We start from the raw sequence: 26591 nt of genomic DNA, 5'->3' as shown, positions 1-26591 counted from the left end.
TTTCAAGAGATTGGGACGCGCGGTGGGTGACCGCGCAGACGAGGGGGGCAACGGCGTGACTACTAGCCGTTCACGAAGCAAGGCAGGCGCGGGGCTGAAGATCGAGCGGGTGTGGACGACCGAGGGGGTCCACCCGTACGACGAGCTCTCCTGGGAGCGCCGTGACGTCGTGATGACGAACTGGCGGGACGGCTCGATCAACTTCGAGCAGCGTGGGGTGGAGTTCCCGGAGTCGTGGAGCGTCAACGCGGCCAACATCGTCACCACCAAGTACTTCCGGGGCGCGGTGGGGACCCCGGAGCGGGAGTGGTCGCTCAAGCAGTTGATCGACCGGGTGGTCACCACCTACCGCACCGCTGGTGAGGAGTACGGCTACTTCGCCAGCCCGGCCGACGCCGAGGTCTTCGCGCACGAGCTGACCTGGATGCTGCTCAACCAGGTGTTCAGCTTCAACTCGCCGGTCTGGTTCAACGTCGGAACGCCGTCGCCGCAGCAGGTCAGCGCCTGCTTCATCCTGGCCGTCGACGACTCGATGGACTCGATCCTCGACTGGTACAAGGAGGAGGGGCTGATCTTCAAGGGCGGCTCCGGCTCCGGGGTCAACCTGTCGCGGATCCGCTCGTCCCGTGAGCTGCTCTCCTCCGGCGGCAACGCCTCCGGCCCGGTCAGCTTCATGCGCGGCGCGGACGCCTCCGCCGGCACCATCAAGTCCGGCGGCGCGACCCGCCGGGCGGCCAAGATGGTCATCATCGACGTCGACCACCCGGACATCCAGGAGTTCGTGGTCACGAAGGCGCGCGAGGAGGACAAGATCCGCGCGCTGCGGGACGCCGGGTTCGACATGGACCTCGGCGGCTCCGACATCGTCAGCGTGCAGTACCAGAACGCCAACAACTCGGTTCGGGTCTCCGACGAGTTCATGTCGGCGGTGGAGAACGGCAAGGGCTTCGACCTGCGCGGCCGGCTGGACGGCTCGGTGATCGAGACCGTCGACGCCAAGAACCTATTCCGCTCCATCTCCCAGGCTGCCTGGGAGTGCGCCGACCCCGGTCTGCAGTACGACGACACGATCAACGACTGGCACACTTGCCCGGAGACCGGGCGGATCACCGCGTCGAACCCGTGCTCGGAGTACCTGCACCTGGACAATTCCTCGTGCAACCTGGCCTCGCTCAACCTGATGAAGTTCCTCCGCGCCGACGGTGGCTTCGAGGTGGAGAAGTTCGTCAAGTCCGTCGAGTTCGTCATCACCGCGATGGACATCTCGATCTGCTTCGCGGACTTCCCGACCGAGAAGATCGGTGAGACGTCCCGCGCCTACCGGCAGCTCGGCATCGGCTACGCCAACCTGGGCGCCCTGCTGATGGCCACCGGCCTGCCGTACGACTCGGAGCAGGGCCGCTCGGTCGCCGCGTCGATCACGTCCCTGATGACCGGCACCGCCTACCGCCGCTCGGCCGAGCTGGCTGGCGTCGTCGGCCCGTACGACGGTTACGCCCGCAACGCCGAGCCGCACAAGCGGGTCATGCGCAAGCACGCCGCGGCCAACGACGAGATCAAGCCGACCAGCCCGGTGGCCACCGCGATCGTCCGTGAGGCGACCAAGCAGTGGACCCTGGGCAACAAGATCGGCGATAAGAACGGTTGGCGCAACGCGCAGGCCAGCGTCCTCGCCCCGACCGGCACGATCGGCTTCATGATGGACTGCGACACGACCGGCGTGGAGCCGGACCTGGCGCTTGTCAAGTTCAAGAAGCTGGTCGGCGGCGGTTCGATGCAGATCGTCAACCAGACGGTTCCGCGCGCCCTGCGTAGCCTCGGTTACCCGGAGGAGCAGGTCGAGGCGATCGTCGAGCACATCGCCGACCACGGCCACGTGGTGGACGCCCCCGGCCTCAAGCCGGAGCACTACCCGGTCTTCGACTGCGCCATGGGCGAGCGGACCATCGCCCCGATGGGCCACGTGCGGATGATGGCGGCCATCCAGCCGTTCGTCTCCGGCGCCATCTCCAAGACGGTCAACATGCCGGAGGCGGCCACCGTCGAGGACATCGAGAAGATCTACTTCGAGGGCTGGAAGCTCGGCCTGAAGGCGCTGGCGATCTACCGGGACAACTGCAAGGTTGGCCAGCCGCTCTCGGTGGGCAAGTCCAACAAGGCCACCGAGGCGGCCGCCGTCGAGACCGCGCCGGCCGCGCCGGCCGCGGTCGAGAAGGTCATCGAGTACCGGCCGGTGCGCAAGCGCCTGCCGAAGAAGCGCCCGTCCGAGACGGTCAGCTTCTCCGTCGGTGGCGCCGAGGGTTACCTGACCGCGTCGTCCTACCCGGACGACGGCCTCGGTGAGGTCTTCCTGAAGATGTCCAAGCAGGGCTCGACCCTGGCCGGCGTGATGGACGCCTTCTCGGTGGCCATCAGCATCGGACTGCAGTACGGCGTGCCGCTGGAGACGTTCGTCAGCAAGTTCACCAACATGCGCTTCGAGCCGGCCGGCATGACCGACGACCCGGACGTGCGGATGGCGGCCTCGGTGATGGACTACATCTTCCGTCGCCTGGCGCTGGACTTCCTGCCCTACGAGCGCCGTGCCGAACTGGGCATCTTCACCGCCAGCGAGCGGGCCGCCCAGCTGCGGGCCGAGGCCGACGCGGAAGCCGCCGCCGCCACCGGCGTGGAGCTGACCGTTATGGCGTCGTCCGCACCGGTGGAGGCCCCGGCCAAGCCGGAGGCGCTCGCCCAGCCGGCCCAGGAGATGGCCGATGTGGCCGCCGCGAAGCCGGCTCCGAGCGTGGGTTCCAGCACCGAACTGCTGGAGGCCGTGATCGGCAAGGCCGCCGACGCACCGCTCTGCTTCACCTGCGGTACGAAGATGCGCCCCGCCGGTAGCTGCTACGTCTGCGAGGGCTGCGGCTCCACCAGCGGCTGCAGCTGAAACCGGGAAGTAGATGCCTGTCTCCCGTGAGTAACTCCTAAGAGGAATCACTGGTTGACATCGATCCTGGTGAAGGCCTACAACAGATGCCTCCCATCCGCGTTCGGGTGGGAGGCATCTGCTTTTGGGCGTACGAGGGGAGCAGTGCACGTGTCGGTGGGTGTCGTCCCTCCAACTCCCATCGATCACGACTCGCTCGGGCAGATGCTCGGCGAGTCGTAGGCACCAGCGACGGCCGGTGATGGACACGACCGTCGCCCACGCCCGTCGACTTTCTGCATCCTTGGCAAACCGATGACCCGGGGTGAGCGCAGTCTCGGCCGCTACCTGAGATGTCCAAGCCACGTCCGCTGAGGAGCTTTCGAATGTCGGAACCCGGCCTTGCCCTTGGACGATTGGCTGCCAACGAGAACAGCTCAAGCGATCTGCTCGCCTTCCTGTTGTCAACGCCGCCCCAACCCTGACCACCGTGGTCCGGCTGAAACTGGACCACCTCGGGTTGGTTGATCTTTAGTCGTTGGTCTTGGTGGCCGGTGGGACGCGGCCGAGGTCGCGGTCCTTGAGTCGGTAGCTGTCGCCCTTCATCGAGATGACTTCGGCGTGGTGGACGAGGCGGTCGATCATGGCTGCGGCGACGACGTCGTCGCCGAAGACTTCGCCCCAACGCCCGAAGGGCTTGTTGCTGGTGACAATTAGCGAGGCCCGTTCGTAGCGGTTAGAGACCAGTTGGAAGAACAGGTTCGCGGCTTCGGCTTCGAAGGGGATGTAGCCGACCTCGTCGACGATCAGCAGCGGGATCCGGCCGAGCTTGACCAGTTCGTCCTGCAGCTCCCGGCGTGGTGGGCGTCTGCCAGGCGGGACACCCACTGGGCGGCGGTGGCGAACGCGACGCGGTGTCCGGCCTGGCAGGCCCGGATCCCGAGGCCGATGGACAGGTGGGTCTTGCCGGTGCCGGGCGGGCCCAAGAAGACGACGTTCTCCTTCGACGCCACGAAGTCCAGGGTGCCCAGGTGAGCGATCGTTTCCCGCTTCAACGATCGCTGGTGCTCGAAGTCGAACTCCTCCAGGCTCTTGCGGGCCGGGAACCTCGCGGCTCGGATGCGCCCTTCACCGCCGTGGGCTTCCCGGGCGGCGACCTCGCGTTGCAGGCAGGCGGCGAGGAACTCCTCATGCGTCCACGACTCCGCCCGGGCCCGCTCAGCCAGACGGTCCACCGATGCCGCGAGAGAGGGCGCTTTCAGTGCGCGGCTGAGGAACGCGATCTCGGAGGACACGTTGCGGTTGCTGGTCTTGGTTGCCATCACGCAGCCACCTCAACGTCGAGGCCGAACATCCGGTCGTAATCGCTGAGCTGGCGGTGCTCGACCTCTGCGGTGACCATTGGCGCCGATGCTTGTCGGGCGGCCGTGCGCAGATCGGCGGCGGCCTGGCGGTGAACCGGATCAGTGATGCTCTGATGCTTGGCCCAGCAGCGCTCGTGTCGGGCGACCTGACGGCCGTCGCAGAACACCTGCACTCGACTGGCGTCAGCGGTGATGTCGACACGACGCCCGACGACCGAGGGATGCACCGAGTAGTCGTTGCTGTCCAGACGCACGTAATGATCCCGAGGCAACCGTGTGGTCTGTCGCCAGCCGACCACCGGCGGCACTGGCGGCAGCGACAGCATCGCGGCCCGGTCGGCGTCCCACCGCTCGGCCGGGCGGCAGCCCAACATCCGGTGTTGGCGGTTGTTCGCCCGCACCAGCCATTCGGTGAGTTGGGTGTTGAAGTCCTGCGGCGAGCCGAACCTTCGACCGGGCAGAAACGACGTCTCGAGATAGCCGTTGGCTCTCTCGACCAGGCCCTTGGCCTCCGGGTCCGCCGGCCGGCATTGGATCACCTTGATGCCGAGGGTCCCGCGGAAGGCGTTCATCGCCTCGGTCAGCTGCGGCCGGCCGGCCCGCCACTGCCCGACCGCGGACTCGTTATCCCAGACCAACGCCTTGGGCGTCCGGTCCCAGCCGGAGATCAACGTCCAGTGCCCGGCCAGCAGATCCGGCGACTGCCGCGACGGGATCATCACCGCCGACAGCCACCGCGAATACCCCGACACCATCACCAACACCGGTGGCCGGCGGACCTGCCCAAAACCCAACGCCACGTCCGCCGGCGGAAACCACAGATCACACTGCGCCAACTCACCCGGCAGATAGTCCGTGCGCTGGGCCGGGTCGGGGCGGCGGAACAACGGCCGCAGCTGCTGCACCCGATCACAGAACACCGTCTTGCCCCGGGTCCACCCGACCCGCTCCATGATCACCGTCGAGGGCATGTCCGGGAACTCCGCCAACAACACCCTGATCTGCGGCTCGACCGCGTCCACGATCGAGCCCTTCGCCGCCCGCTGATACCGCGGCGGCTCGTCACTGGCCAGGGCCTTCTTCACGGTGTTGCGAGACATCCTCAACCGCCGTGCGATGGCCTGAATCGCCATGCCCTCCGACCGCCGCAGCCGCCGGATCTCCGCCCAGTCCTCCACGCTCAGCACCTCCCGATGCTTCAGGAGGTGGTCCCGATTCAGCCGGAACCACGTGGTCAGTTTTCAGGCGGAGCCGACACCTGTTCGAGCGGGATCCCCAGCCACGTTCGACACGGCGCCGGCATTGTTCTACTGCACTTTCGATGGCGAACCGCGCACACCGTGGCGGTCACTGAGCCTCATTACGATCTTCGGTGCCTGGCGGACGGTTGCGGATCCACACACGGCGTGGCTCGCCGGTGAAATCACCGCGGTTCTACACCGCTGGGATGCAGAGGCGGATGCTGCAATCGGGAAAGCTCAGGGCTGGTACGTCCCGGATCTGGTGACTCGTCGTACCGCCCGCGCTCTCGACGATGTGCTGCGCCGGGCCTTCCCTGGCGCTGGAATGGCGAGCGCCACGGTTACCAAGGCGGGAAACCCAACGCTGCTCGCTTGGCGACGTCATCCGTATGGGTCGGATCAGGCATGGATCGGCGTGGACGTGCGATGCCGGGGCCGCAGGGCCGCGGCTTCGCCCTGGCTGTTTCGGTCCTGCGTCGATGTCGGTCTGAGGGACCAGTCGGAAGAAGCGGTACGAGAGGCCGTCCTGGAAGCACACCGCCGTCGCCATCATCTGTGCCGCCGCCTCGGCGGATACAGTGCAGCCTGCATGAAGGCTGAGTTCGGAGTCGATGTGGAGGACAACCGGTGACAGAGGTTGGTTTTTGGACCTGTCAGCACAACGGATGCCTGAAGCACCAGCGCCCCCACCTGAGCAAGGCGATCGGTCACACGTGCTGCGGCCGGTGCTCGGACGGGCGAGCCTGCGTCCAGGCCGCATGGGGCGACGCGCCGGTGTTCCCGCACGCCTACGCTCCGCCGGTTGTCGATGTCACCGGCAACGGGATGCGCTGCGTCATCTGCAAGCAGGGGCCGCATTAGGGGAAAGTGGCCGCCGGCATCGGGTGGGGCCGTGGCACGCCTGGCAACGTGGGCGCGAGCGTCATCGGCGATCCCTTCCCGCACCGGAGGGCCGGGGCAGCGTCGTTATTCGATGCCGTTCGTCATAACGTCGTTTGTCATGATCAAGTGATGAAAAGTAGGTCTCGGGGCCGTCTCTGGCCTACTTCTCATCACTTGATCAAGGTGAGCCACGGTCGCGAGTTGTCTTGAGTGCCGGTGCGGCGACCCGAGGGTGCTCTGTCGCTGCGGGGCGGACCTGCCGTGCCGAGCCCGGCACCGCATCCCAATCCGCCGAGGCCGCTGGCCAGGGGAGGGGCAGGGGTGACCACGAATGGCCCGGTCCTTCCGGTGTCCTGCGGTGAGTGCGCCATGCCCTGGCCCTGCCGGGCTACTGCACCGGCACTTCCTGGGCTGGGTCCGGTGAGCCTGATCCGGCGGGCAGTGAGCCGCCACGATCACTTGATGCTCAGTAGTTGTGGGGGGACCTGTTTTGACTACTGAGCATCAAGTGATCTTGAAGATGGGGCGGCGGAACCGCGAGCGGGACCGGTCAGGGCTGGACGAACAGCGGCCCGTAGTTCGAGCGGAACATCTGCTCGCCGAGGCGGCGCATCACCAGGTCGCGGAGCGCGGGCGGGAGCCCGGTGGCCTTGTCGCGGCGGTGCGTCTGGCTGAGCACCCAGTTGGTACGCGGGCGTCGCCGCGCCTCGTACCCGCGCAGGGCCTCGGCAATGGACCCGGCGGCGGCCAACGACGAAGCGAGCACGAACGCGTCCTCCAGGGCCATCGCCGCGCCTTGGGCCATGTTCGGTGAGGTGGCGTGGGCGGCGTCGCCGATCAGCAGCACCGGCCCGCGCGACCAGGAGTCGAGCACGACCTCCTGGTTGGGCCCGGCGTGCAGGGTGCTGTCGTCGTGATCGAGGGCCTTGAGCATGGTGGCGACCGGCTCGGTGAACGCCGCGCTCACCTCGTCGCGCCAGCCGGGCCGGTTGGCCACCGGGCCGTCGTTGTAGTAGCAGTACGTCTGCTCGGCGCTGATCGGAATCGTCAGGAACTGCCGACCGCGTCCCAACTGCACCGACCAAACCGGCTCGGCGTCGATGCGCGGGGCGACCCACCGGTACGCGTACTGGCCGAGGTCGCGGGCCGCCTGGCCGTCAAAGGCGAGCCGACGGACCGTCGAGTTCACCCCGTCCGCGCCGAGCACCAGGTCGTACCGTTCGGTGCTGTTGTCGTCGAACTCGGCGGCGACCTGGTCGCCCTCGTGGGCCAGCGCGACCGGCTGCCGACCCCAGCGGATCGGGGCGTCCCCGACACCGGCGAGCATCGCCCGGTGCAGCTGTGCCCGGGGCAGCGACACGCACGGCCCGACGCCCTGCCACAGCGCGGCCACGTCGATGTCGAAGAGGCGACGCCCCCGCTGGTTGGCGCTGCGCTGGCGGGTGATCTCCACGGCGACGTCGGCGACCGGCTCCCGCAGACCGAGTACGTCGAGCATCCGGGTCGCGTTGCCGGTGAGGTAGATGCCGGTGCCAGCGTCGGTCGGCCCGGGTGCCCGCTCGACCACGTCGACCGTCGCTCCCCAGTCCCGCAGCGCGGCGACCGCCGCGAGCCCGGCGACCCCACCTCCGACGATCAGTACCCGGACATCGTTACCCCGCACGACACGTTCCTCCCCGTTGCCCAGCCGGCGCATCCCTGAGCTGCTGCTCAACGTCCCGGCCGCCGCAGCACTCTACGAGGCGGGTGAGCCAGCGCACGGAAATGGGGGCTGAATTACCGAGGAATGGGCTGCGACGATGAGGGCATGACGACCGCTGAGGCGTACGCCGAGTTCGGCCGGCGCGAGGCGCGTGGGGTGTCGCCGACGTACGAGCGATTGGCCTTTGCCGTTGCCCACGACGACGCCCTGCTCGCCCTGCTCGACAGGCTCCCGCCCGGTAAGCGGCAGCCGAATCTGCTGTTCGGCGTCGTCCGCTGGCTTGGTGGCCCGGTCGACGACCCGGTCACCTTCCACGACTTCGTGGTGACACACTGGGCGGCCGTCGAGGCGGAGCTGCTCACCCGGGCCACCCAGACGAACGAGGCGGGCCGGTGCGCGGTCCTGCTGCCGGTGCTCGCCTCGTTGCCGCAGCCCCTCGCCCTGCTGGAGGTCGGCGCGTCGGCCGGGCTGTGCCTCTACCCCGACCGGTACGCGTACCGCTATGGCGATCATCAGGTCGGTTCGGGTGAGCCGGTCCTCGACTGCGTGGCCAACGGGTTGGTGCCGCCGGCCCGCGTACCCCAGGTGGTGTGGCGGGCTGGCCTGGACCTCAACCCGCTCGACGTGACCGACCCCGACGACGTGTCCTGGTTGGACGCGCTGATCTGGCCGGAGCAGGCCCACCGACGGGCCCGGCTGCGCGCTGCGGCGGCGGTGGCCGCGGCCGATCCGCCGCTGCTGGTCCGCGGTGATCTGGTGGACGACCTGCCGGCGCTGGCCGCTCGCGCGCCGGCCGACGCGACGCTCGTGGTCTTCCACACGTCCGTGCTCTACCAGGTGCCGCCCCCGCGCCGGGACGCGTTCGTCCGGTTGGTCCGCGAACTGCCCGGGCACTGGGTCGCGAGCGAGGGGCCCGAGGTGCTCCGGTACGCCGAACTGCCCGATCCGCCGAGCGACGCGCTGCACAACGTCCTCGCGCTCGACGGGAGGCCGGTGGCCTGGACGCGGGGCCACGGCCAGTCGATGACCTGGTTCGGCTGACCGGCCCATCACCTCAGGTGGCGGGTTGGTCCTTGCGGGCGTGTAGGGCCCGGATGAACCAGTCCACCGCCGGCGCGACGGCATCGCCGGTCGACCAGCCGTTGATCACCGATAGCAGGTCGAGGTAGCGGTCCCGGCGGGGATCGTTCGCCAGAACCAGCCGAGCAAGCAGCAGTTGCCGCAGGTCGGCCTCGTCGGAGTGACCGTGCAGGCTCGCGTACCGGGTGAGGACCGCTGCGACCACCGGATCGGCGCGTGGGCCGGTCGGGTCGAGACCGGCCGCGAGGGCTGGGGCCACCGCGTCCCGGACCACCGCGACGGCGTCCGGGCGGGGCAGCCCCGAGACGTCATGGTCCGTGGCGTGCTGCCGCGACAGCCGCCGCATCCGTACGCGAAACGCCTGGTCCTGGCATAACTCGGCCAGCTCCAGCCACGCCTCGACCTGCTCGGTGCTGGGATCGTCAGGCAACTCCGGCGTCATTGAGACGACGACGCCCGAATAGCTGGATTGGTCACCCAGGCCCTCGAAGACGGTCTCCAGGAAGTCGCTGACCAGGTGCCCCCGTTCGCGTGTGGTGAGCTGTGCCAGCCGGTGCAGGTCGGCCACCTCCGTCGGGCCCGACCCGCGCCGCGCCGCGACGGTGAGCACCGCTTGGCGTAGCCGCAGCAACCGGATCTGCACCGCCAACGCCTCGGCGTGCGCGGCGGCCACCTCGTGCAGGGGCACCTCGTGGTTCACCACCTGCCGAATGGTGGCCAGGTCCACGCCCAGTTCACGCAGTGTGCGGACCAGCTCCAAGCGGGAGACAGCGTCCGGGCCGTACTGCCGGTAGCCGGCCGGGCTCCGGTCAGTCGGTGGCACGATCCCGCTGTCGGCGTAGTAGCGGATGGTCTTGACGCTCAGGCCGGTCCGCTGTGCCAGGTCGCCGATCGTGTACCGCGTCTCCTCGCTCATGACCCCACCCTCGTGTCTCCCCCCGGTGGAGACTCAAGCCGTTGCGCTGATCTGTCAGCGGGCCCGCTCGTGGCGGAGCAGGACCACGCCGTTGCCGAAGACGCGGCTCTCCGCGAGCCGCAGACGCCTCGGGGCGTCGGCGTCGGGGAAGAGCCGACGGCCCTGACCGAGCAGCACCGGGTTGACGTAGATCCGGTACTCGTCGATCAAATCGTGCCGGGCGAACGTGGCGGCCAGGTCGGCCCCACCGAGCGCCAGGTCACCGCCGGGCTCGGCCTTGAGTCGCCGTACCTCCTCCGGGTTCACCTCCCGGACCACCGTGGCGTTCCAGTCGGCGTGGTCGAGCGTGCGTGAGTAGACGATCTTCGGCATGTCCCGCCAGATGCGGGCGAACTCGCGCTCCGGGCCGCTGGCGGTCGGGTCCTGATCGGCGGTCGGCCAGTAGGCGGCCATCAGCTCGTGGCTGACCCGGCCGCTGAGGAACCCGCCCATCGGGGCTATCACGTCGTTGAAGTGCTGGTGCAACTCCTCATCGACCTGGTGCCAGCCGATGTCGCCGCCCGGGCCCTCGAAGAACCCGTCCAACGACACGCTCATCTGCACGACGATCTTCCGCATCGCGTCTCCTCCCGGCTCGTCACAGCGATCGATCCCGAGCATCGTCGGACCCTACGACGAAATCACCGACCTCGCTGGTGCATGTCGCACAGCCAGGCAGCGGGAGGCCGAGCACGACCTGTCCCTAGACTGCTGCGGTGAGCGGAGAGCGACGACCACTGGCCGCTCGGCCGCTCACCGAGCCGCATTCGTCCCGGCTGCCGCCCGAGCACCCCGACCGGGCCCGGATCCTCGCCGCGCACGCCGCTGCGTTGGCCGCCGGGGAGGCCGGCTACCTCGACCCGGCGACGGGACTGTTCGTGCTCAGCGCCGGCTTCCTGGCCCGTCGTGGCACCTGCTGCGGACGCGGCTGTCGGCACTGCCCGTACGTGGATGATGCACCGTCGGAAACGGCGTAAACGAGGACTTCCGTGCGACACCGACACCCCGTACGGTGGCCGACGGACATCTGGCGGGCACCTTCCGCCGTCGGTCGGCGAGAGGGTGGAATGTGCGCGGGCGGATCGTGGTCGCCGGGTTGGCCGGGCTGCTGGTGAGCGGCTGCGCCGCCGACGCGGAACCGGTGGCGGTGCCGCCGCCGGTGCCGATCGCGGTGGACGTGGCGGCGGCCTCCTCGGGGGGCGCCTGCCGTCTGCTGGATTTCACGATGATCGAGCAGGTGGTGAAGACGCGCTTCGACGTGGCGGCGTCCAGTGAACAGGGCGACACCCACACCTGTGTGGTCCGGGCCGCTGGCGCGACCCTGCCGGAGTTGACGCTCAGCGTGACCGAGACCACGATCGACAAGGCCAGCTTCGGCGCGGACGTGGTGCCCGACAAGGCGGCGAAGGTCACCGGGCTGGGTCAGCAGGCGTACAAGCGGACCACCGCCGCGGCGAGCGGGCGCGGGCCGGTCGCGGAGGTGGGATGGCTGGCCACGGACGGGCGGCTGGCCAGCCTGAGTTGGACGGGTGCCCGGGGCGCCGAGCGCCAGGTCGCCGAGAAGCTGACCGGCGACCTGGTCGTACTGGCCAAGAAGGTCGACACCCGGGCGCTCTGACGTCCGGGCCGACGCTCGGTCAGTTGGCGGCGACGAAGACCCGGGAGGCGACCTCGCGGGGCAGCCGCACCCGGTCACCAGAGCGGTCGATCGACACCCCGTCGCGCTCCTGGGCCACGGTCACCGTGGCACCCGGGTCGACACCTGCGGCGTGCAGTTGGCGCAGCACGTCACCGTCGGTCTGCACGCTCTCGCAGATGCGGCGGACCACGACCGGCCCGGAGAGGCCGGGGAAGGCCAGGTTGCGCTCACCCTCGCCAGCCTCGGTGGCTTCCGCCTCTGGGGAGCCCAGCTCTTCCAGACCCGGGATCGGGTTGCCGTACGGGGAGCGGGTCGGCCGGTTGAGCAGGTCGTAGACCCGCTTCTCCACGGCGTCGCTCATCACGTGCTCCCAGCGGCAGGCCTCCTCATGGGCCTCCTCGTAGGGCATCCCGATGACGTTGACCAGCAGCAACTCGGCGAGGCGGTGCTTGCGCATCACGGAGACGGCGCTGCCGCGACCCAGCGCGGTGAGTGTGAGGTGCCGGTCACCCTCGACGGTGAGTAGGCCGTCGCGCTCCATCCGGGCGACGGTCTGGCTCACGGTGGGGCCGCTCTGCCGCAGTCGCTCGGCGATGCGGGCACGTAGCGGTGGCACCCCCTCCTCTTCCAACTCGAGGATGGTGCGCAGGTACATTTCGGTCGTATCGACCAGGTCGTGAGACTTCATAACGTCAGCGGCCCTCCGGTGCACGATGTTACCTCGGGTGTTCGGCTGGCGACCGCCGCCGAGCCGCGTGCCGTCGACGCGAATGGTGTTGGATGGTCGCCATGTCCGGTACCCAGGAGCCGTTGGTCGAGGTCGATCGGCTCGTCGCCGAGCTCGACCACGCCGATCCGCCCGCCCTGCTCGACGTCCGCTGGCGGCTCATCGGTCCGCCCGGCCGCGACGACTACCTCGCCGGCCACCTGCCCGGCGCGGTCTTCGTCGACCTGGACACCGCGCTCTGCGGTGCGCCGGGCGTCGACGGTCGGCACCCCCTGCCCGACCCGGCCGCATTGCAGGCCGCGCTGCGGGCCGCCGGCGTCCGCGCCGGTCACCCCGTGGTGGTGTACGACGGCGGCGACGGCATGGCCGCCGCGCGGGCCTGGTGGACGCTGCGCTGGGCGGGCCACCGGTCGGTGCGCGTGCTGCACGGCGGCTACCCGGCCTGGGTCGCCGCCGATGGGCCCGTCTCCACCGACCCGCCCGCCCCGCCCCCCGGTGACGTCGTGGTCCGCCCCGGTGATCTCCCCGTGCTCGACGCGGCGCAGGCCGCCGCGCTGGCCGCCGCAGACGACGCCGTGCTGCTCGACGTACGGGCGGCACCTCGCTACCGCGGTGAGGTCGAGCCGATCGACCCGGTCGCCGGGCACGTGCCGGGAGCGGCGAACCTGCCGGCCGGGGAGTACGTCGGCCCCGACGGCCGCTTTCTCGCCGCCGACGTGTTGAGCGAGCGTTTTGCCGCCGCCGGGGTGGCCGGGGGACGGGCCGTCGGGGCGTACTGCGGCTCCGGGGTGACCGCCGCGCAGGCGGTGCTCGCGCTGCACCTGGCTGGCCGCACGGACGCCGCGCTCTACGTTGGATCGTGGAGCAACTGGGTGGCCGACCCGGCTCGGCCGGTCGCCTCCTGTCCGACACCCGGCCGCTGACCAGCGCGTGCGGTGGGCCGGTGCCGGTCCTCGTGCGACGATGGGCTGATGTCCGACGACACGGTGGTGGTGTGGGACGAGTCGCTGCTCGCCTACGACATGGGTGACCATCCACTCGACCCGGTGCGGGTGGAGCTGACCATCGCGCTCGCCCGCGAGCTGGGCATCCTGGATCGGCCAGGGGTGCGCGTGGTCAAGCCGGAGCCCGCTGACGATGCCCTGCTCACCCGGGTGCACGACCCGGCCTACCTCGCCGCGGTGCGCAACGCGCCGCGCGACCCGCTCTTCGCCGGGTACGGGCTGGGCACCTCCGACAACCCCGTCTTCGAGGGGATGCACGAGTCCAGCGCGCTCATCGCCGGTGCGACGGTGGCCGCCGCCGAGGCGGTCTGGCGCGGCGACGCCCGGCGGGCCGTGAACGTGGCTGGCGGTCTGCACCACGCGATGCGTGCCCGAGCCTCCGGCTTCTGCGTCTACAACGACCCCGCGGTGGCCATCGCCCGCCTGCTCGACCTGGGAGCTGAGCGGGTCGCGTACGTGGACGTCGACGTGCACCACGGCGACGGGGTGCAGGACATCTTCTGGGACGACCCACGGGTGCTCACGGTCAGCCTGCACGAGACCCCGCTGGCGCTCTTCCCCGGCACGGGTTTCCCGGACGAGACGGGCGGGCCGGGCGCGCAGGGCAGCGCGGTCAACATGCCCTTGCCGCCGGGTGTGGACGACAGCGGCTGGCAGCGCGCGTTCCACGCGATCGTGCCGTCGGTGTTGCGCGCGTTCCGGCCGCAGGTGCTGGTCAGCCAGTGCGGCGCCGACGGGCACCGGCTTGATCCGCTCGCCGACCTGAATCTGACGGTGGACGGTCAGCGGGCCACCTACCTGGCGATGCGGGCGCTCGCCGACGAGCTGTGCGAGGGTCGTTGGGTGGCCACCGGCGGTGGCGGGTACGCGCTCGTCGAGGTGGTGCCTCGGGCCTGGAGTCACCTGCTGGCCGTGGCCACCGGCGACCCGATCGACCCGGCCACGCTCACCCCACCCGGGTGGCGGGCCCTGGTCGCCTCCCGTCGTCTGGGTCGGGAGGTGCCGCTGCGGATGACCGACGACGCCGACCCGTCGTACGAGCCGTGGCAGCCGACCGGCGAGCCGACCGCGGTGGACCGGGCCATCACGGCCACCCGCAAGACCGTCTTCCCGCTGCTCGGGCTCGACCCGCACGATCCGCGGGACTGAGCCGGGCCGGGGGAGGGTCGATCCGGTGACGGCTGCGGACCAGCCGGTTGACGTGCTGCTGAGCGACGGCAGCACGGTCCAGTTGCGACCGATCGACCCGGCCGACGCGCCGGGCATCGTGGCGATGCACAGCCGGTTCTCCGAGCGCACCCGCTACCTGCGCTACTTCTCGCCGTACCCGCGCATCCCGGAACGGGATCTGATCCGTTTCGTCACCGTGGACCACCACGACCGGGAGGCGTTCGTGGTGCTGGCCGCCGACCAGATCGTCGCGGTCGGCCGGTACGAGCGGCTCGGCCCGCAGGCCCCGGAGGCGGAGGTGGCCTTCGTGGTGGAGGACGCCTACCAGGGGCGGGGCATCGGCTCGGTGCTGATGGAGCACCTGGCCGACGCCGCTCGTCGTAACGACATCATGAGCTTCGTCGCGGAGGTGCTGCCGGCCAACGCGACGATGCTGCGGGTCTTCGCCGACTTCGGCTACCAGGTCCAGCGCGAGTACGCCGACGGCGTGGTGCACCTGAACTTCCCCATCGCGCCGACCGAGGCCAGCCTGGAGGTGCAGCGCGGCCGCGAGCACCGCACCGAGGCCCGCTCGATCGCCCGGCTGCTCGCCCCGCGGGGCATCGTCGTCTACGGCGCCAGCGCCACCGGCCAGGGCGTCGGCGCGGCAGTGCTCGGGCACCTACGCGACGGCGGGTTCACCGGTGCGGTGGTGCCGGTGCATCCGAGCGCGTCGACAGTGGCGGGCCTGCCCGCGTACCCGTCAGCGGTTGACGCCGGCACGCCGGTGGACCTGGCGGTGGTGGCGGTCCCACCGGACGCGGCGACCGCTGTGGTCGCCGACGCGGCCGCCGCGGGGGTGCACGGCCTGGTGGTCATCTCGGCCGGCTTCGCCGAGGCCGGCGCCGAGGGCGCGGCCACGCAGCGGGCGCTGGTCCGCGCGGCGCACGCCGCCGGGATGCGGGTCGTCGGCCCGAACTGCCTGGGCGTGGCCAACACCGACCCGACGGTACGCCTCAACGCCACTCTCGCCCCGGCGCTGCCGCCGGCCGGTCGGGTCGGCATCTTCAGTCAGTCCGGTGCGTTCGGGGTGGCGCTGCTTGCCGAGGCGGACCGGCGGGGCCTCGGGCTGTCCAGCTTCGTCTCGGCCGGCAACCGGGCCGACGTCTCCGGCAACGACCTCCTGCAGTACTGGCAGGACGACCCCGGCACCGACGTGATCATGCTGTACCTGGAGACCTTCGGTAACCCGCGCAAGTTCGCCCGGCTGGCCCGGCGGATCGGCCGGGCCAAACCGGTCGTCGCGCTCGCCTCGCCGGCCCGCCCGCTCGGGGTCGGCGACGCCGCCGGGCCGGACGAGGTGGCGGTGGCGGCGCTCTTCGCCCAGTCCGGGGTGATCCGGGTGGATACCGTGCCGGAGCTGCTCGACGTCGGTGTGCTGCTGGCCAACCAGCCGTTGCCGGCCGGTGGCCGGGTCGGTGTGGTCGGCAACTCCTCCGCCCTGACCGGGCTCGCCGCGACCGCCTGCGTCGGGCACGGCCTGAGCGTGGCCGACGGTTATCCGCGCGACGTCGGGCCGAGCGCCGGTGCCGCCGAGTTCGCCGCCGCGCTCGCCGAGACAGCCGGCGACGAGCAGGTGGACGCCCTGGTGGTGGTCTTCGCCCCGCCGCTACCCGGCCAGTCGACCGAGGTGGACGCCGACGTGACCGCCGCGCTGCCCGCCGCCCTCGCGCTGGGCAAGCCGACCGTGGCGACGTTCCTGGTCGGGCGGCTGCCACCGGGCGTGCCGGCGTACGGCGGCGTGGAGGAGGCGGTCCGCGCGCTCGCCCGGGCGCACCGGTACGCCGAGTGGCTGCGCCGCCCGCCCGGGGTGGCACCCGAGCTGCCCGGCCTCGATCGAGCTGCCGCGCAGGCCGCGCTCCGGGCCGACGGCGCCGACCCGGGGGCGCTGCTGGCCGCGTACGGCATCGATGTGGTGGCCTCGGTGCCCGTCGACTCGGCCGACGCGGCGGTCGGGGCGGCGGCGCGGCTGGGCTTCCCGGTGGCCCTGAAGGCGGCCGACCCCGGGCTGCGACACCGGCTCGACCTCGGCGCGGTCCGGCTCGACCTGCCAGACGAGCCGGCGCTGCGCCGCGCGTACGCCGAACTGGCGGCGACCTTCGGCGTGGACGCGCTGGTCCAGCCGATGGTCCCGCCCGGGGTGGCCTGTGTGGTGGAGGTGGTGGAAGACCCGGCGTTCGGGCCGGTGGTCGGCTTCGGCCTCGGTGGGGTCGCCACCGAGCTGCTCGGCGATCGGGCCTGGCGGGCGGTGCCGCTGACCGACCGGGACGCGGCCGAGCTGGTCGACGAGCCCCGGGCGGCGCCGCTGCTGCGCGGGCACCGGGGTGCCGCACCTGTCGACCGGGCGGCCCTGGCCGACCTGCTGCTGCGGGTGGGTCAGCTCGCCGACGAACAACCCCGGGTGCGGTCGCTGACCCTCAACCCGGTACTCGCCCGCCCGGACGGCATCTCGGTCCTGCACGCCCAGGTGGGGGTGGGCGGCGCGGCCGCCCGCCCGGACACCGGCCCGCGCCGCCTGTGAGCGCGTCCGCTCAGGCGCGGCTGGAGATCTGCTGGACGCCCCACGTGTTGCCGTCCGGGTCGGCGAAGAAGACGAAGCCGACGTTGTCCAGCGGATCCGGCACCGGCCGGGGGTTCTGACCCACCACCTGGATCTCGCTGACCTCCACACCCCGCTCGACCAGCTCCCGGTGGGCCCGCTTCAGGTCGGGCACCACCAGTTGCAGGCCCTTGAGTGAGCCGGGTGGCATATCCGGAACGACGCCCTTGCCGATCACGACCGAGCAGCCGGAGCCGGGCGGGGTCAGCTGGACGATGCGCGCCTCGTCACTGATCACCGTGTCGTGGTCGACGGTGAAGCCGAGCTGGTCGGCATAGAACTTCTTCGCCCGGTCCACATCAGAGACCGGGACGATCACCACTTCCAACGTCCAGTTCATCGTTGCTCTCCTCACGTCGCTGGTTGACGGGCCGCTCTCTGAGTCAACACCCCGGCAGCACGGAAGGCCCCGGCGAACCGCCGGGGCCTTCCGTGGGAACCGGGTGCGTCAGCAGGCGTACGCCTCCAGGCGCTGGGCCCGCTCGGGTGCGCGCAGCTTCAGCAGCGTCACCTTCTCAATCTGCCGGATCCGCTCCCGGGACAGACCGAACTCGCGGCCCACCTCGTCCAGGGTGCGCTGCCGGCCGTCGTCCAGACCGAACCGGAGCCGGATGACCGCCTGCTCCCGCTGGGACAGGGTGGAGAGCACGATGCTGACCTCGTTGCGCAGCTCGCCCTGGGCGGCGGTGTCGCCCGGCTCGTTACGCGGGTCCACCGAGGCCACGAAGTCGCCGAGCGCGCTCTCACCGTCGTCGCCGACAGCCTGGTCCAGGCTGACCGGCTCCCGGTCGTAGGAGATCAACTCGATGACCTGGATCTCCGGGACCTCCAGTGCGCGGGCCACCTCGGCGACCGTCGGTTCGCGGCCCAGCGTCACCGCCAGTTCGCGGCGGGCCCGGACCATCCGGTTCACCTGCTCGACCATGTGCACGGGGATGCGGATGGTGCGGGCCTGGTCGGCCATGGCGCGGGTGATGGCCTGTCGGATCCACCAGGTGGCGTACGTGGAGAACTTGTAGCCCTTGGCGTAGTCGAACTTCTCCACCGCCCGGATCAGACCGAGGTTGCCCTCCTGGATCAGGTCGAGAAACGCCATGCCACGGCCGGTGTAGCGCTTGGCGATGCTGACCACCAGCCGCAAGTTCGCCTCCAACAGGTGGTCCTTGGCCGCCCGGCCCTCGGCGACGATCAGCTCCAGGTCGGCGCGCAGCTCTGCGGAGACCGGGGTGCAGGTGGCCAGCTTCTCGTCGGCGAACAGGCCGGCCTCGATGCGGCGAGCCAGGTCGACCTCCTGCGCTGCGGTCAGCAGCTTCGTCCGGCCGATGCCGTTGAGGTAGGCCCGGACCAGGTCGGTGGAGATGCCGCGCTCGTCGGTGGCGTCCAGGTCGACGAGGACCTCGGAGGCCCGTCGGTGTCGGTCGTGGTGGCCGGGCGCGTCCGGTGTTCCGTCATCTGCAGGACCATCTCTGTCTCCCCGTTTCCACGTCTGTGCCGTGTTCCCGGCCCAACGGTGCCGGTGTGACAACAGCTTGGCGGGCGGGGCGTAAAACGGGAGTGAGGCGATCGGGCACCCGACAGCAATTCCGTCGGATCGTTGGCGCGGTGTGTCGTCGCGCTGTGTAGTTGCCTGACCCGGTTACGTTGCGGACGGTCGGCCACTCTGGTCGGTCGAGACGACAGATGGAGGACGGTGTGGTCTTCAAGCGGCTCATGAAGGCGATGGGCGTCGGCGGCCCGTCGGTGGAGACGGTGCTGGCCAACCCGAACTGCCACCCGGGCGGGCAGCTGGAAGGCCGCATCCAGGTGGTGGGCGGCGACCACCAGGTCGACATCGACCACGTCACCCTCGGCCTGGTCACCCGGGTCGAGGTCGAGAGCGGCGACAACGACTACGACACCACCCAGGAGTTCCACCGCCAGCAGATCACCGGCGCGTTCCGGCTGGAGCCGGGTCAGCGCTACGACATCCCGTTCCGCTTCGACGTGCCGTGGGAGACACCTGTCACCGAGCTGTACGGGCAGCACCTGCACGGGATGACGATGGGTCTGCGTACCGAGTTGGAGGTCGCCCGCGCCGTCGACAAGGGTGACCTGGACGCCGTATCGGTGCACCCGCTGCCGGCGCAGGAGCGACTGCTGGACGCGTTGCTGCGGCTGGGCTTCCGGTTCGCCCGCGCCGACGTGGAGCGTGGTCACATCTACGGCGTACGACAGACGTTGCCGTTCTACCAGGAGATCGAGTTCAGCCCGGCGCCGCAGTACGCCCGCTCGATCAACCAGTTGGAGGTCACCTTCATCGCCGACGCGCAGCAGATGCAGGTGGTGCTGGAGGTCGACAAGCGCGGCGGCGTCTTCACCGAGGGCCGCGACGCCTTCGGCCGGTTCACCGTCGACCACGCCACGGCCGACCGCACCGACTGGACCACCGAACTCGACAACTGGCTCCGCCAGTCCCTAACCCGCCGAGGCCTCTTCTCCTAACCCCACCCCACCCCCGGTCCGTGAGTCCCCCGGGGTCCGTCCGTCCGTCGATCATGAAGTTATTGCCTCGACACGCCGAGGCGGCGGGCAATAACTCCATGATCAACCGGGGTTGGGTGAGGTGGGTGGGGGTTAGAGATCTAGGAGGAGGGTTTGGGGGCCTACGTTGGTGCTTTCTACAAGCATGTGGGTGCGGAAGCGGCCGGTCTCTACCTTGGCTCCTCGCTCGCGTAGCGCGTCGACTACCGCTGTCACCAAGGGTTCGGCGACCTCGGCGGGGGCGGCGGCGGTCCAGCTCGGGCGGCGGCCCTTGCGGACATCGCCGTAGAGGGTGAACTGGCTGACCACCAGGATCGGAGCGCCGGTGTCGGCGGCGGACCGCTCACCGTCCAGGATGCGCAGCTCGTGCACTTTGCGGGCCATCGTCTGAGCGGTCTGCGCGGTGTCGGTGTGGGTCACCCCGAGCAGCACCAGCAGGCCATTCTCGATGGCTCCCACCACCTCACCGTCCACTGTCACGCTGGCCCGCCCGACGGTCTGCACCACCGCACGCATCAGGCGGTCACCGGCTCGATGAACCCGCGCTCCACCAGGTGGGCCACGATCGGGCCGGCGGCCTCGGCCATCTCGTCGGGCTCCACGTCGTGCGCGGCGGCGAGCAGGGCGAGCTGGTCCCGCAGCGACAGCCGGCCGTCGGCGCCACCGACAAGCGCCAGCACCAGTGGGTCGACCTCCTCGGTCCAGCGCAGGCCGTGCGGCATCGCGAGGACCTGCCGGTCCACCGCCCAGCCCTCGTCGCCCATGGTGGCCTCCTGCCGCAGCTGGAGGCCCTCGGCGGCCCGGTAGCGCTCGGCGAGCAACGCCTCGGTGTCGCGTACCCGGAGAAAGTCCTGGCGGTCGAACCAGGTGGCGATCTCATCGCCCAGCGGTGGCTGCACCCGCTGGCGCAGGTCCTCCACCCGGACCAGCGGGTCGGCGTGCCCGCCCTGGCGCAGCGACACGATGCCGAAGCCGATCCCCTCCACCTTGTGCGCGTCGAACCAGTCCAGCCAGGCGGCCATCCGCTGCGGGTCGGTGCTCTCGCCAGCGTCGGTGAGCCACAGGTCGACGTACGCCATCGGGTCGGCCACCTCGCGCTGGATCACCCAGGCGTCCAGCCCGGTTCCGGCGAACCAGCCGGCCACCCGCTCGTCCCATTCCTCGCCGGCGACGTGCACCCAGTTCGCCAGGTACTGCATGGTGCCGCCCTCGGTGAGCAGCCCCGGGGCGGCGGCGGCCAACTCGGCGCCGATCGCGTCACCGACCCGGCCCGAGTCGCGGTAGACGTGCGTGGTGGTGCCCGGGCCGACCACGAACGGCGGGTTGCTCACCACCAGGTCGAACCGTCGACCGGCCACCGGGGCGACCAGGTCGCCGCGGAGCAACTCCCAGTCCTGACCGTTGAGGGCGGCGTTGGTGGCGGCGAAACGCAGCGCCCGCTCGGAGAGGTCGGTGGCGGTCACCGACCGGGCGTGGGTGGCCAGGTGCAGGGCCTGGACGCCGGAGCCGGTGCCCAGGTCCAGTGCGGTGTCGACCGGCCGGCGCATGGTCGCGCCGATCAGGGTGTGGGTCGCCCCGCCGATGCCGAGGACGTGCTCGGCGTGCAACGGCCGCCCCGGCCGTGCGCTGGCCGGCACGTCGGCGAGCACCCACCAGTCGTCCCCGTACGGTTCCAGGTCGACGCCGGCACGCAGGCCGTCGCCATAGCGCTCGACCAACCCGCCGGCCAGCGCCTCCGGAAGGCTCAGCGGTGTCAGCGCGGCGGCCACCGCCGCCTCCGGCTCGGTCTGGTCGCAGATGAACACCCGGATCAGGGTGCCGAGCGGGTCGCCGTCCTCGGTGGCGCGCAGCGCGGCCCGATAGTCGTTGCGAGCGACGGCGGCGGTCGCCTGCGCGCCGAGCCGCTCGGCGATGCCGTGGCTGGTGAAACCGGTCCGGGTCAGCGCGGTCCGCAGCGCGTCGATGCCGGCGGGGGAGAGCAGCATGTCGTGTTCGTCCACTCCGACATCCTGCCTGCCGTCGCGTCCCGGGTCAGCGTCACCCGCCGGTTGGTGTCGGAGCGTCGGTGTCCGCCCGGATCGGCGGGCGAGGCAGGATGGTCCGCATGACGCTCGTGCTGCCCATCGACCCGGAGGCCAACCGACTGCTGGAGCGCAGCCCGCTGGCCCTGCTCCTCGGCATGGTCCTCGACCAGCAGGTGCCAATGGAGAAGGCGTTCTCCTCCCCGTACGTGCTGGCGCAGCGGCTCGGCCACGACCTGGACGCGGCGGAGCTGGCCGGGTACGACCTGGAGGCGCTGATCGCGCTCTTCGCCCAGCCACCGGCGCTGCACCGCTTCCCGAAGGCGATGGCGGCTCGGGTGCAGGAGGTCTGCCAGGTGCTGGTGGAGCGCTACGACGGTGACGCGGCGCTGCTCTGGTCGGATGTCGCCGACGGGCCGGAGCTGCTGCGTCGGGTCTCCGCGCTGCCTGGCTTCGGCAAGCAGAAGGCGCAGATCTTCGTGGCCCTGCTCGGCAAGCGGTTCGGGGTGACCCCGCAGGACTGGCGGAAGGCGGCCGGAGACTACGGCGACCCCGGCGCGTACCGGTCGGTGGCCGACGTCACCGACGCCGACTCGCTGCGCCGGGTGCGGGAATTCAAGCAGCAGATGAAGGCGGCCGCCAAGGCTGCGAGGGGCTGACGCTCAGGCGGCGGTGGGATGCGCCAGCGAGGCCAGCGCGCGCCGGACGTCGGCCAGCGAGACGGTGGCCGAGTCGTCCAGGTCGGCCAAGCCCGCCTCGATCCACTGGCGCATCAGCGTGGTGACCCCGATGCCCCGGGCGTCGGCGGCGGCGCGGACCCGCTCGTAGGTATCGAGCGGCAGCCGGACCGAGCGGCTCACCATCGGCACGTCGGTGTCGGGGGTGGGCAGGTCCGCCGCTGGGCTCTCGTCGATCAGCTCGGCGATCTGGTCGCCACCGCCGTGGAACTGCTTGGTCGCGTCGTCACGGTGCATCGTCACGGCCTCCTCATCTACCGAGATCTCCGCACGGCCTCGTCGTAGCGCTTGGACTCGACGTCGCTCAACTCGCGGGCGGAGAGGATGTCCCAGTCGTTGTCGGTGCCATCGGCCTCGGCGAGCAGCACCGCCAGCCGGCGGCCCCGACGGGCGGCGGCGTAGACCACCATCACGTCGTCACCCAGATGGCGGATGACCCGTCGGGCGCTGTGCAGCGCCTCCCAGACTTCCCCGGGTGTGACGTCGTAGACCCTCAGGTTGGCCAACGCCTCGTCGGTGAAGCTGAACCTGCTGCCCACGTCGGGCAGCGTACCACGCACGTAACACGCAGCGGGATGAGTCGAATTTCGCTGATCACGGACCTGCGGTGACAGGATGAGGCGTAACCCCCTTGAGGAGGTCCATGGTGAAGCGTCAGGCGTACCAGCCGATTCTGATCACCGACGCCTCGCGCAGCCAGGACGATCAGCTCAACAGTCGCCAGCGCCGCTATGTCCTGATGATGGGCATCCGGGTGCTGTGCATCATCGTCGGCGCGATCCTGGTCGGTGCGAACGCCCCACTGCTCTGGCTGTGGCTGCCGCTGTGCGGCCTCGGCATGGTGCTCATCCCCTGGCTGGCCGTGCTGCTGGCCAACGACCGGCCACCCAAGGAAGAGCACCGGCTGGCCAACCGGTTCCACCCCCGCCAGCAGGACGACACCCCGCCGATGAGCCTCTCCGCCGAGGAACGTCCGCACAAGGTCATCGACGTCGAACCCTGACCCGCGAACGGGCCAGGGTTCGCGCACTCAGAGCTGTGGCCGTGCGCCGGCCGTGGAGACGGCCAGCGCGCCCAGGTCGGTGGCGCGGCTCAGTGCCGCGCTCGGGGTGGCACCGGCGAGCCAGGCGGTGAGCAGACCGGCCGCGAAGGCGTCGCCCGCCCCGGTGACGTCCACCACCGCCACCCGCCGGGCCGGTGCCACGCTGACCGCCGCGGTGCGGTCGACCCAGACCGCGCCGGCCGCGCCGCGCTTGACCACGACCCGCCGAGCCGTCGCCGACAGCGCCCGCCCCTGCGCCGCCGGGTCCAGCCCGCCGGCCAACACCGTGGCCTCGTCCGCGTTGACCAGGAGCAGGTCGATGTCGCGTACCCAACTCAGGAACGCCGCCGCGCCGACCCGCCGCAGCGGCGCCGCGGAGGCCGCGTCGACGCTTGTGGTGAGCCCGCGCTCGCGGGCGGCGGCCAACGCCCGCAGCCCCGCGCCGCGCGACTCGGCGTCCAACAGGGTGTACGCGGACAGGTGCAGATGCCCAGCGTCGGGCGCCGCCGCGAGGGCCTGCTCGACGTGCGCGGCGCTCAGCCGCAGGTTCGCACCCCGCTGGCTGACCATGGTGCGCTCGTCGTCGGCAGCCAACACGATGACCGTGCCGGTCGGGAGGCCCTCGACCCGTTCGACCGCGCAGTCGACCCCCGCCTGGTCGAGCTCGGCCACTCGGTCCCGCCCGGCATCGTCGTCACCGATGGCGCCGACGAGCGTGACGTCCACCCGCTGCGCGGCGACCCAGGCGGCGGTGTTGGCCGCCTGACCGCCGCCGCCGAGACTGATCTCGGCCCCGGTGTCCGAGCCGGCCGCGAGCGGCCCGGACAGCACGGCGACCACATCGGTGATCACGTCGCCGACGACGACCACCCGGGCCGGTCGGGTCATGCCGGGACGGCGCTGTTGCGGGCCGCCATGGCAACCGCGATCCGCGCCGCCAGGTCGGCGTTGCGCAGGATGATCCGCACGTTCACCGTCAGGCTCGCGCCCTCGGTGGCCGAGTGGAAGTGCGCGAGCAGGTACGGGGTGACGGCCTTGCCGGTGATCCCGTCCCGCTCCAGCAGGGCCAGGCCCTCGGCGAGCGTCCGGTCGTGCAGCTCCGGGTCGAGCTGCTCGTCGACCGGCAGCGGGTTGGCGATGAGCAGCCCACCGGTGTGCAGGGCGTGCTCGTCCCGGGCGGCGAGCACGGCGGCGACCTGCTCCGGCGAGTCCACCGACCAGTCCAGGTCGAAGCCGGCGTCGGTGCGGTAGAAGCCGGGGAATCGGCGGGTGCGGTAACCGACCACGGCGACCCCGAGGGTCTCCAGGCGCTCCAGCGTCGCGCCCACGTCGAGGATCGACTTGACCCCGGCGCAGACCACCGCGATCGGCGTCTGCGCCAGGGTGACCAGGTCCGCCGACTCGTCGAAGGTGTGCGCGGCCTCCCGGTGCACCCCACCCAGCCCGCCGGTGGCGAACACCCCGATGCCGGCGGCGGCAGCCACCGCGCTGGTCGCGGCCACCGTGGTCGCGCCGTCCGCGCCGGTCGCGGCCGCCACCGCGAGGTCGCGGACGGAGAGCTTGGTCACGCCGTCGACCGTGGCCAGCCGGGTCAACTGCGCGTCGTCCAGGCCGACCACCAACTCACCCGCGATCATGCCGATCGTCGCCGGAACGGCCCCGGCGTCCCGTACCGTCTGCTCGATCTCCCTGGCCACCCGCAGGTTCTCCGGCCGGGGCAGACCGTGCGAGACGATGGTGCTCTCCAGGGCGACGACGGGCCGGCCGTCGCGCAGGGCTGCGGCCACCTCGGTGCCGTAGCTGATGCGAAAGTCAGTCACCCGGGCACCGTACGGGGTTGGGCCTCGACCGGCCTCAAGTGGACCCGGCCGTGATGACCTGCCAAACTTGACGGTTGGAGGTGCAGACGTGAGCACAGAGGTTCTCGAGCGTCCAGAGCTGAAGGACGCCGATACCGGTCCCGAGATGTTCCATTACGTCCGCAAGGAGAAGATCGCCGAGAGCGCCGTCATGGGCACTTTCGTCGTCGCTCTCTGCGGCGAGACCTTCCCGGTCACCAAGGCGGCCAAGCCGGGTTCTCCGGTCTGCCCCAAGTGCAAGGAGATCTACGACTCGTACCGTGAGTGAACCTCGGTCCGGGTCCCGGCCGGCGACGTAGCCTGCGGCGGTGACCACCTCCACCGCCCTGCTCCTCGCCGACCTGACCGGGGTCGCGGTGTTCGCCGCGTCCGGGGCCTCGGCGGCGGTGGCCAAGCGACTGGACCTGTTCGGCGTCGCGTTCGTCGGCTTCGTGGCAGCCCTGGGCGGTGGGATCTTCCGGGACCTGGTCATCGACGAGGTCCCGCCACTAGCCTTCGCCGACTGGCGGTACGCGGCCGCCGCCGCGATCACCGCGCTCGCCGTCTTCTGGCTGCACCCGCAACTGGCCCGACTGCGCACCACCGTGCTGGTGCTGGACGCGGCTGGCCTGGCGCTGTTCACCGTCACCGGCACGCTCAAGGCGCTCGACGCGCGGGTGCCGGCGGTCGGTGCCTGCCTTATCGGCATGCTCACCGCGATCGGCGGCGGGCTCGGCCGAGACCTGCTCACCGCCGAGATCCCGGTCGTGTTGCGCCGGGAGATCTACGCGCTGGCCGCGCTGGCCGGCTCGGTCCTGGTGGCGCTGCTGTACGTCACCGGGCGGACCGGGCCGGCACCGCTCACCGCCGCCGCCGTCCTGGTCTTCGGGCTGCGTCTGATCGCGCTGCGTCGTCGCTGGTCCGCGCCGGTGGCCACGCTGCGCCCGCCGCGTACCGGTGGGGCGGATCCCCGCACCGACCGGGAGTGGTGAAACGGTCGACAGATGTGACAGGCGTGGCGTCGCCTGGGTCCTACGGCCCGCGCTGGTTATGCTGAGTCGGCCTTCGCGGCAGCTTCTGCGCGGAGGCGTTTTCATGGGCGGCGGATACTCGTGGCCCTCGC

26 protein-coding genes and 1 pseudogene are annotated in these 26591 nt (G+C 71.0%); 13 read left to right on the top strand and 14 right to left on the bottom strand.

The window, feature by feature from the left end; translation table 11 throughout:
* Positions 1–55 precede the first annotated feature (55 nt).
* A complete protein-coding gene (locus tag IF46_RS0117315) occupies positions 56–2929 on the top strand; it encodes a vitamin B12-dependent ribonucleotide reductase (protein WP_420063576.1) in 2874 nt (957 codons plus the stop codon).
* A 510-nt stretch (positions 2930–3439) separates the two neighbouring features.
* Here the strand turns inward: IF46_RS0117315 and istB are convergent.
* Together istB and istA are read right to left on the bottom strand one after the other, a co-directional pair.
* A pseudogene (gene istB / locus IF46_RS32590) lies at positions 3440–4230 on the bottom strand (IS21-like element helper ATPase IstB).
* Positions 4230–5459 carry an IS21 family transposase gene (gene istA / locus IF46_RS0117305; protein WP_030489392.1) on the bottom strand — a complete coding sequence of 410 codons (1230 nt, stop codon included), beginning with the start codon at positions 5457–5459 and terminating at the stop codon, positions 4230–4232. Before istA ends, istB begins: the two are co-directional and overlap by 1 nt.
* A 43-nt stretch (positions 5460–5502) precedes the next feature.
* Between istA and IF46_RS34425 the strand changes: the two genes are divergently transcribed.
* Complete coding sequence (locus IF46_RS34425) at positions 5503–6144, top strand: hypothetical protein (protein WP_157563117.1); 642 nt, start codon at positions 5503–5505, stop codon at positions 6142–6144.
* Between the two features lie 801 nt (positions 6145–6945).
* Here the strand turns inward: IF46_RS34425 and IF46_RS0117300 are convergent.
* The gene (locus IF46_RS0117300; protein ID WP_232234072.1) at positions 6946–8058 is read right to left on the bottom strand and encodes an FAD-dependent monooxygenase; all 1113 of its coding nucleotides are present in this window, start codon (positions 8056–8058) and stop codon (positions 6946–6948) included.
* A gap of 144 nt (positions 8059–8202) precedes the next feature.
* On the opposite strand from IF46_RS0117300, the gene IF46_RS0117295 reads away from it, so the two are divergent.
* Positions 8203–9138 (top strand): DUF2332 domain-containing protein, encoded by a 936-nt coding sequence (locus IF46_RS0117295; RefSeq protein WP_030489390.1) that lies wholly within the window; start codon positions 8203–8205, stop codon positions 9136–9138.
* 13 nt (positions 9139–9151) lie between these two features.
* On the opposite strand, the gene IF46_RS0117290 is transcribed toward IF46_RS0117295, so the two are convergent.
* Together IF46_RS0117290 and IF46_RS0117285 are read right to left on the bottom strand one after the other, a co-directional pair.
* Positions 9152–10093: a MerR family transcriptional regulator gene (locus IF46_RS0117290; protein ID WP_030489389.1), complete on the bottom strand. Its 942-nt coding sequence runs from the start codon at positions 10091–10093 to the stop codon at positions 9152–9154.
* Positions 10094–10147: 54 nt separating this feature from the next.
* A complete protein-coding gene (locus tag IF46_RS0117285) occupies positions 10148–10711 on the bottom strand; it encodes a dihydrofolate reductase family protein (RefSeq protein ID WP_030489388.1) in 564 nt (187 codons plus the stop codon).
* Positions 10712–10848: 137 nt separating this feature from the next.
* Here IF46_RS0117285 and IF46_RS0117280 point away from each other — a divergent pair, with 137 nt between their 5' ends.
* Positions 10849–11109 (top strand): DUF5522 domain-containing protein, encoded by a 261-nt coding sequence (locus tag IF46_RS0117280; protein ID WP_030489387.1) that lies wholly within the window; start codon positions 10849–10851, stop codon positions 11107–11109.
* Positions 11110–11201: 92 nt separating this feature from the next.
* Positions 11202–11750: a hypothetical protein gene (locus tag IF46_RS0117275; RefSeq protein ID WP_030489386.1), complete on the top strand. Its 549-nt coding sequence runs from the start codon at positions 11202–11204 to the stop codon at positions 11748–11750.
* Positions 11751–11769: 19 nt separating this feature from the next.
* Here the strand turns inward: IF46_RS0117275 and IF46_RS0117270 are convergent, their stop codons facing one another.
* Positions 11770–12459, bottom strand: coding sequence for a metal-dependent transcriptional regulator (locus IF46_RS0117270; protein ID WP_030489385.1), 690 nt, complete (start codon positions 12457–12459; stop codon positions 11770–11772).
* A gap of 101 nt (positions 12460–12560) precedes the next feature.
* Between IF46_RS0117270 and IF46_RS0117265 the strand changes: the two genes are divergently transcribed.
* Genes IF46_RS0117265 through IF46_RS0117255 form a run of 3 tightly spaced genes read left to right on the top strand, consistent with a single transcriptional unit; the run spans position 12561 to position 17232 of the window.
* On the top strand, positions 12561–13421 hold the full coding sequence (locus IF46_RS0117265; RefSeq protein ID WP_030489384.1) for a sulfurtransferase: 861 nt from the start codon (positions 12561–12563) through the stop codon (positions 13419–13421).
* Between the two features lie 48 nt (positions 13422–13469).
* Positions 13470–14651, top strand: coding sequence for an acetoin utilization protein AcuC (locus tag IF46_RS0117260; protein ID WP_030489383.1), 1182 nt, complete (start codon positions 13470–13472; stop codon positions 14649–14651).
* A 25-nt stretch (positions 14652–14676) separates the two neighbouring features.
* Positions 14677–17232, top strand: a complete 2556-nt coding sequence (locus tag IF46_RS0117255; protein ID WP_030489382.1) for a bifunctional GNAT family N-acetyltransferase/acetate--CoA ligase family protein — start codon at positions 14677–14679, stop codon at positions 17230–17232.
* Positions 17233–17242: 10 nt separating this feature from the next.
* On the opposite strand, the gene IF46_RS0117250 is transcribed toward IF46_RS0117255, so the two are convergent.
* Entirely contained in the window at positions 17243–17650 is a 408-nt protein-coding gene (locus IF46_RS0117250; protein ID WP_030489381.1) for a VOC family protein, read from the bottom strand.
* A 108-nt stretch (positions 17651–17758) separates the two neighbouring features.
* Positions 17759–18694, bottom strand: coding sequence for an RNA polymerase sigma factor SigB (gene sigB / locus IF46_RS0117245; protein ID WP_051723987.1), 936 nt, complete (start codon positions 18692–18694; stop codon positions 17759–17761).
* Between the two features lie 308 nt (positions 18695–19002).
* Between sigB and IF46_RS0117240 the strand changes: the two genes are divergently transcribed.
* Positions 19003–19791, top strand: a complete 789-nt coding sequence (locus tag IF46_RS0117240; RefSeq protein WP_030489379.1) for a sporulation protein — start codon at positions 19003–19005, stop codon at positions 19789–19791.
* Positions 19792–19923: 132 nt separating this feature from the next.
* Here the strand turns inward: IF46_RS0117240 and dtd are convergent, their stop codons facing one another.
* Entirely contained in the window at positions 19924–20346 is a 423-nt protein-coding gene (gene dtd, locus IF46_RS0117235) for a D-aminoacyl-tRNA deacylase (RefSeq protein WP_030489378.1), read from the bottom strand.
* The gene (locus IF46_RS0117230; RefSeq protein ID WP_030489377.1) at positions 20346–21830 is read right to left on the bottom strand and encodes a DUF7059 domain-containing protein; all 1485 of its coding nucleotides are present in this window, start codon (positions 21828–21830) and stop codon (positions 20346–20348) included. Before IF46_RS0117230 ends, dtd begins: the two co-directional genes overlap by 1 nt.
* A gap of 95 nt (positions 21831–21925) precedes the next feature.
* Here IF46_RS0117230 and IF46_RS0117225 point away from each other — a divergent pair, with 95 nt between their 5' ends.
* Positions 21926–22510 (top strand): HhH-GPD-type base excision DNA repair protein, encoded by a 585-nt coding sequence (locus IF46_RS0117225; protein WP_036392382.1) that lies wholly within the window; start codon positions 21926–21928, stop codon positions 22508–22510.
* Between the two features lie 3 nt (positions 22511–22513).
* Here IF46_RS0117225 and IF46_RS0117220 read toward each other — a convergent pair whose 3' ends face one another.
* Positions 22514–22825: a hypothetical protein gene (locus IF46_RS0117220; protein ID WP_030489375.1), complete on the bottom strand. Its 312-nt coding sequence runs from the start codon at positions 22823–22825 to the stop codon at positions 22514–22516.
* A 17-nt stretch (positions 22826–22842) separates the two neighbouring features.
* Positions 22843–23127 (bottom strand): hypothetical protein, encoded by a 285-nt coding sequence (locus IF46_RS0117215; protein WP_030489374.1) that lies wholly within the window; start codon positions 23125–23127, stop codon positions 22843–22845.
* A 104-nt stretch (positions 23128–23231) separates the two neighbouring features.
* On the opposite strand from IF46_RS0117215, the gene IF46_RS0117210 reads away from it, so the two are divergent.
* Entirely contained in the window at positions 23232–23591 is a 360-nt protein-coding gene (locus IF46_RS0117210) for a DUF3099 domain-containing protein (RefSeq protein WP_030489373.1), read from the top strand.
* Positions 23592–23618: 27 nt separating this feature from the next.
* Here IF46_RS0117210 and IF46_RS0117205 read toward each other — a convergent pair whose 3' ends face one another.
* Both IF46_RS0117205 and IF46_RS0117200 read right to left on the bottom strand, forming a co-directional pair.
* Positions 23619–24518: a carbohydrate kinase family protein gene (locus IF46_RS0117205; protein WP_030489372.1), complete on the bottom strand. Its 900-nt coding sequence runs from the start codon at positions 24516–24518 to the stop codon at positions 23619–23621.
* On the bottom strand, positions 24515–25450 hold the full coding sequence (locus tag IF46_RS0117200) for a pseudouridine-5'-phosphate glycosidase (protein ID WP_030489371.1): 936 nt from the start codon (positions 25448–25450) through the stop codon (positions 24515–24517). The genes IF46_RS0117205 and IF46_RS0117200 overlap by 4 nt, the downstream gene beginning before the upstream one ends.
* Positions 25451–25538: 88 nt before the next feature.
* Here IF46_RS0117200 and IF46_RS0117195 point away from each other — a divergent pair, with 88 nt between their 5' ends.
* Together IF46_RS0117195 and IF46_RS0117190 are read left to right on the top strand one after the other, a co-directional pair.
* Positions 25539–25757 (top strand): DUF3039 domain-containing protein, encoded by a 219-nt coding sequence (locus IF46_RS0117195; RefSeq protein ID WP_007456912.1) that lies wholly within the window; start codon positions 25539–25541, stop codon positions 25755–25757.
* A gap of 40 nt (positions 25758–25797) precedes the next feature.
* Positions 25798–26460 (top strand): trimeric intracellular cation channel family protein, encoded by a 663-nt coding sequence (locus IF46_RS0117190; RefSeq protein WP_030489370.1) that lies wholly within the window; start codon positions 25798–25800, stop codon positions 26458–26460.
* Positions 26461–26591 lie beyond the last annotated feature (131 nt).

It is taken from the genome of Micromonospora chokoriensis (assembly GCF_000718555.1).
Classification (GTDB): Bacteria; Actinomycetota; Actinomycetes; order Mycobacteriales; family Micromonosporaceae; genus Micromonospora; species Micromonospora chokoriensis_B.
Note: the sequence above shows the minus strand (reverse complement) of the source record. Positions and strands in the feature narration are given on the sequence as shown.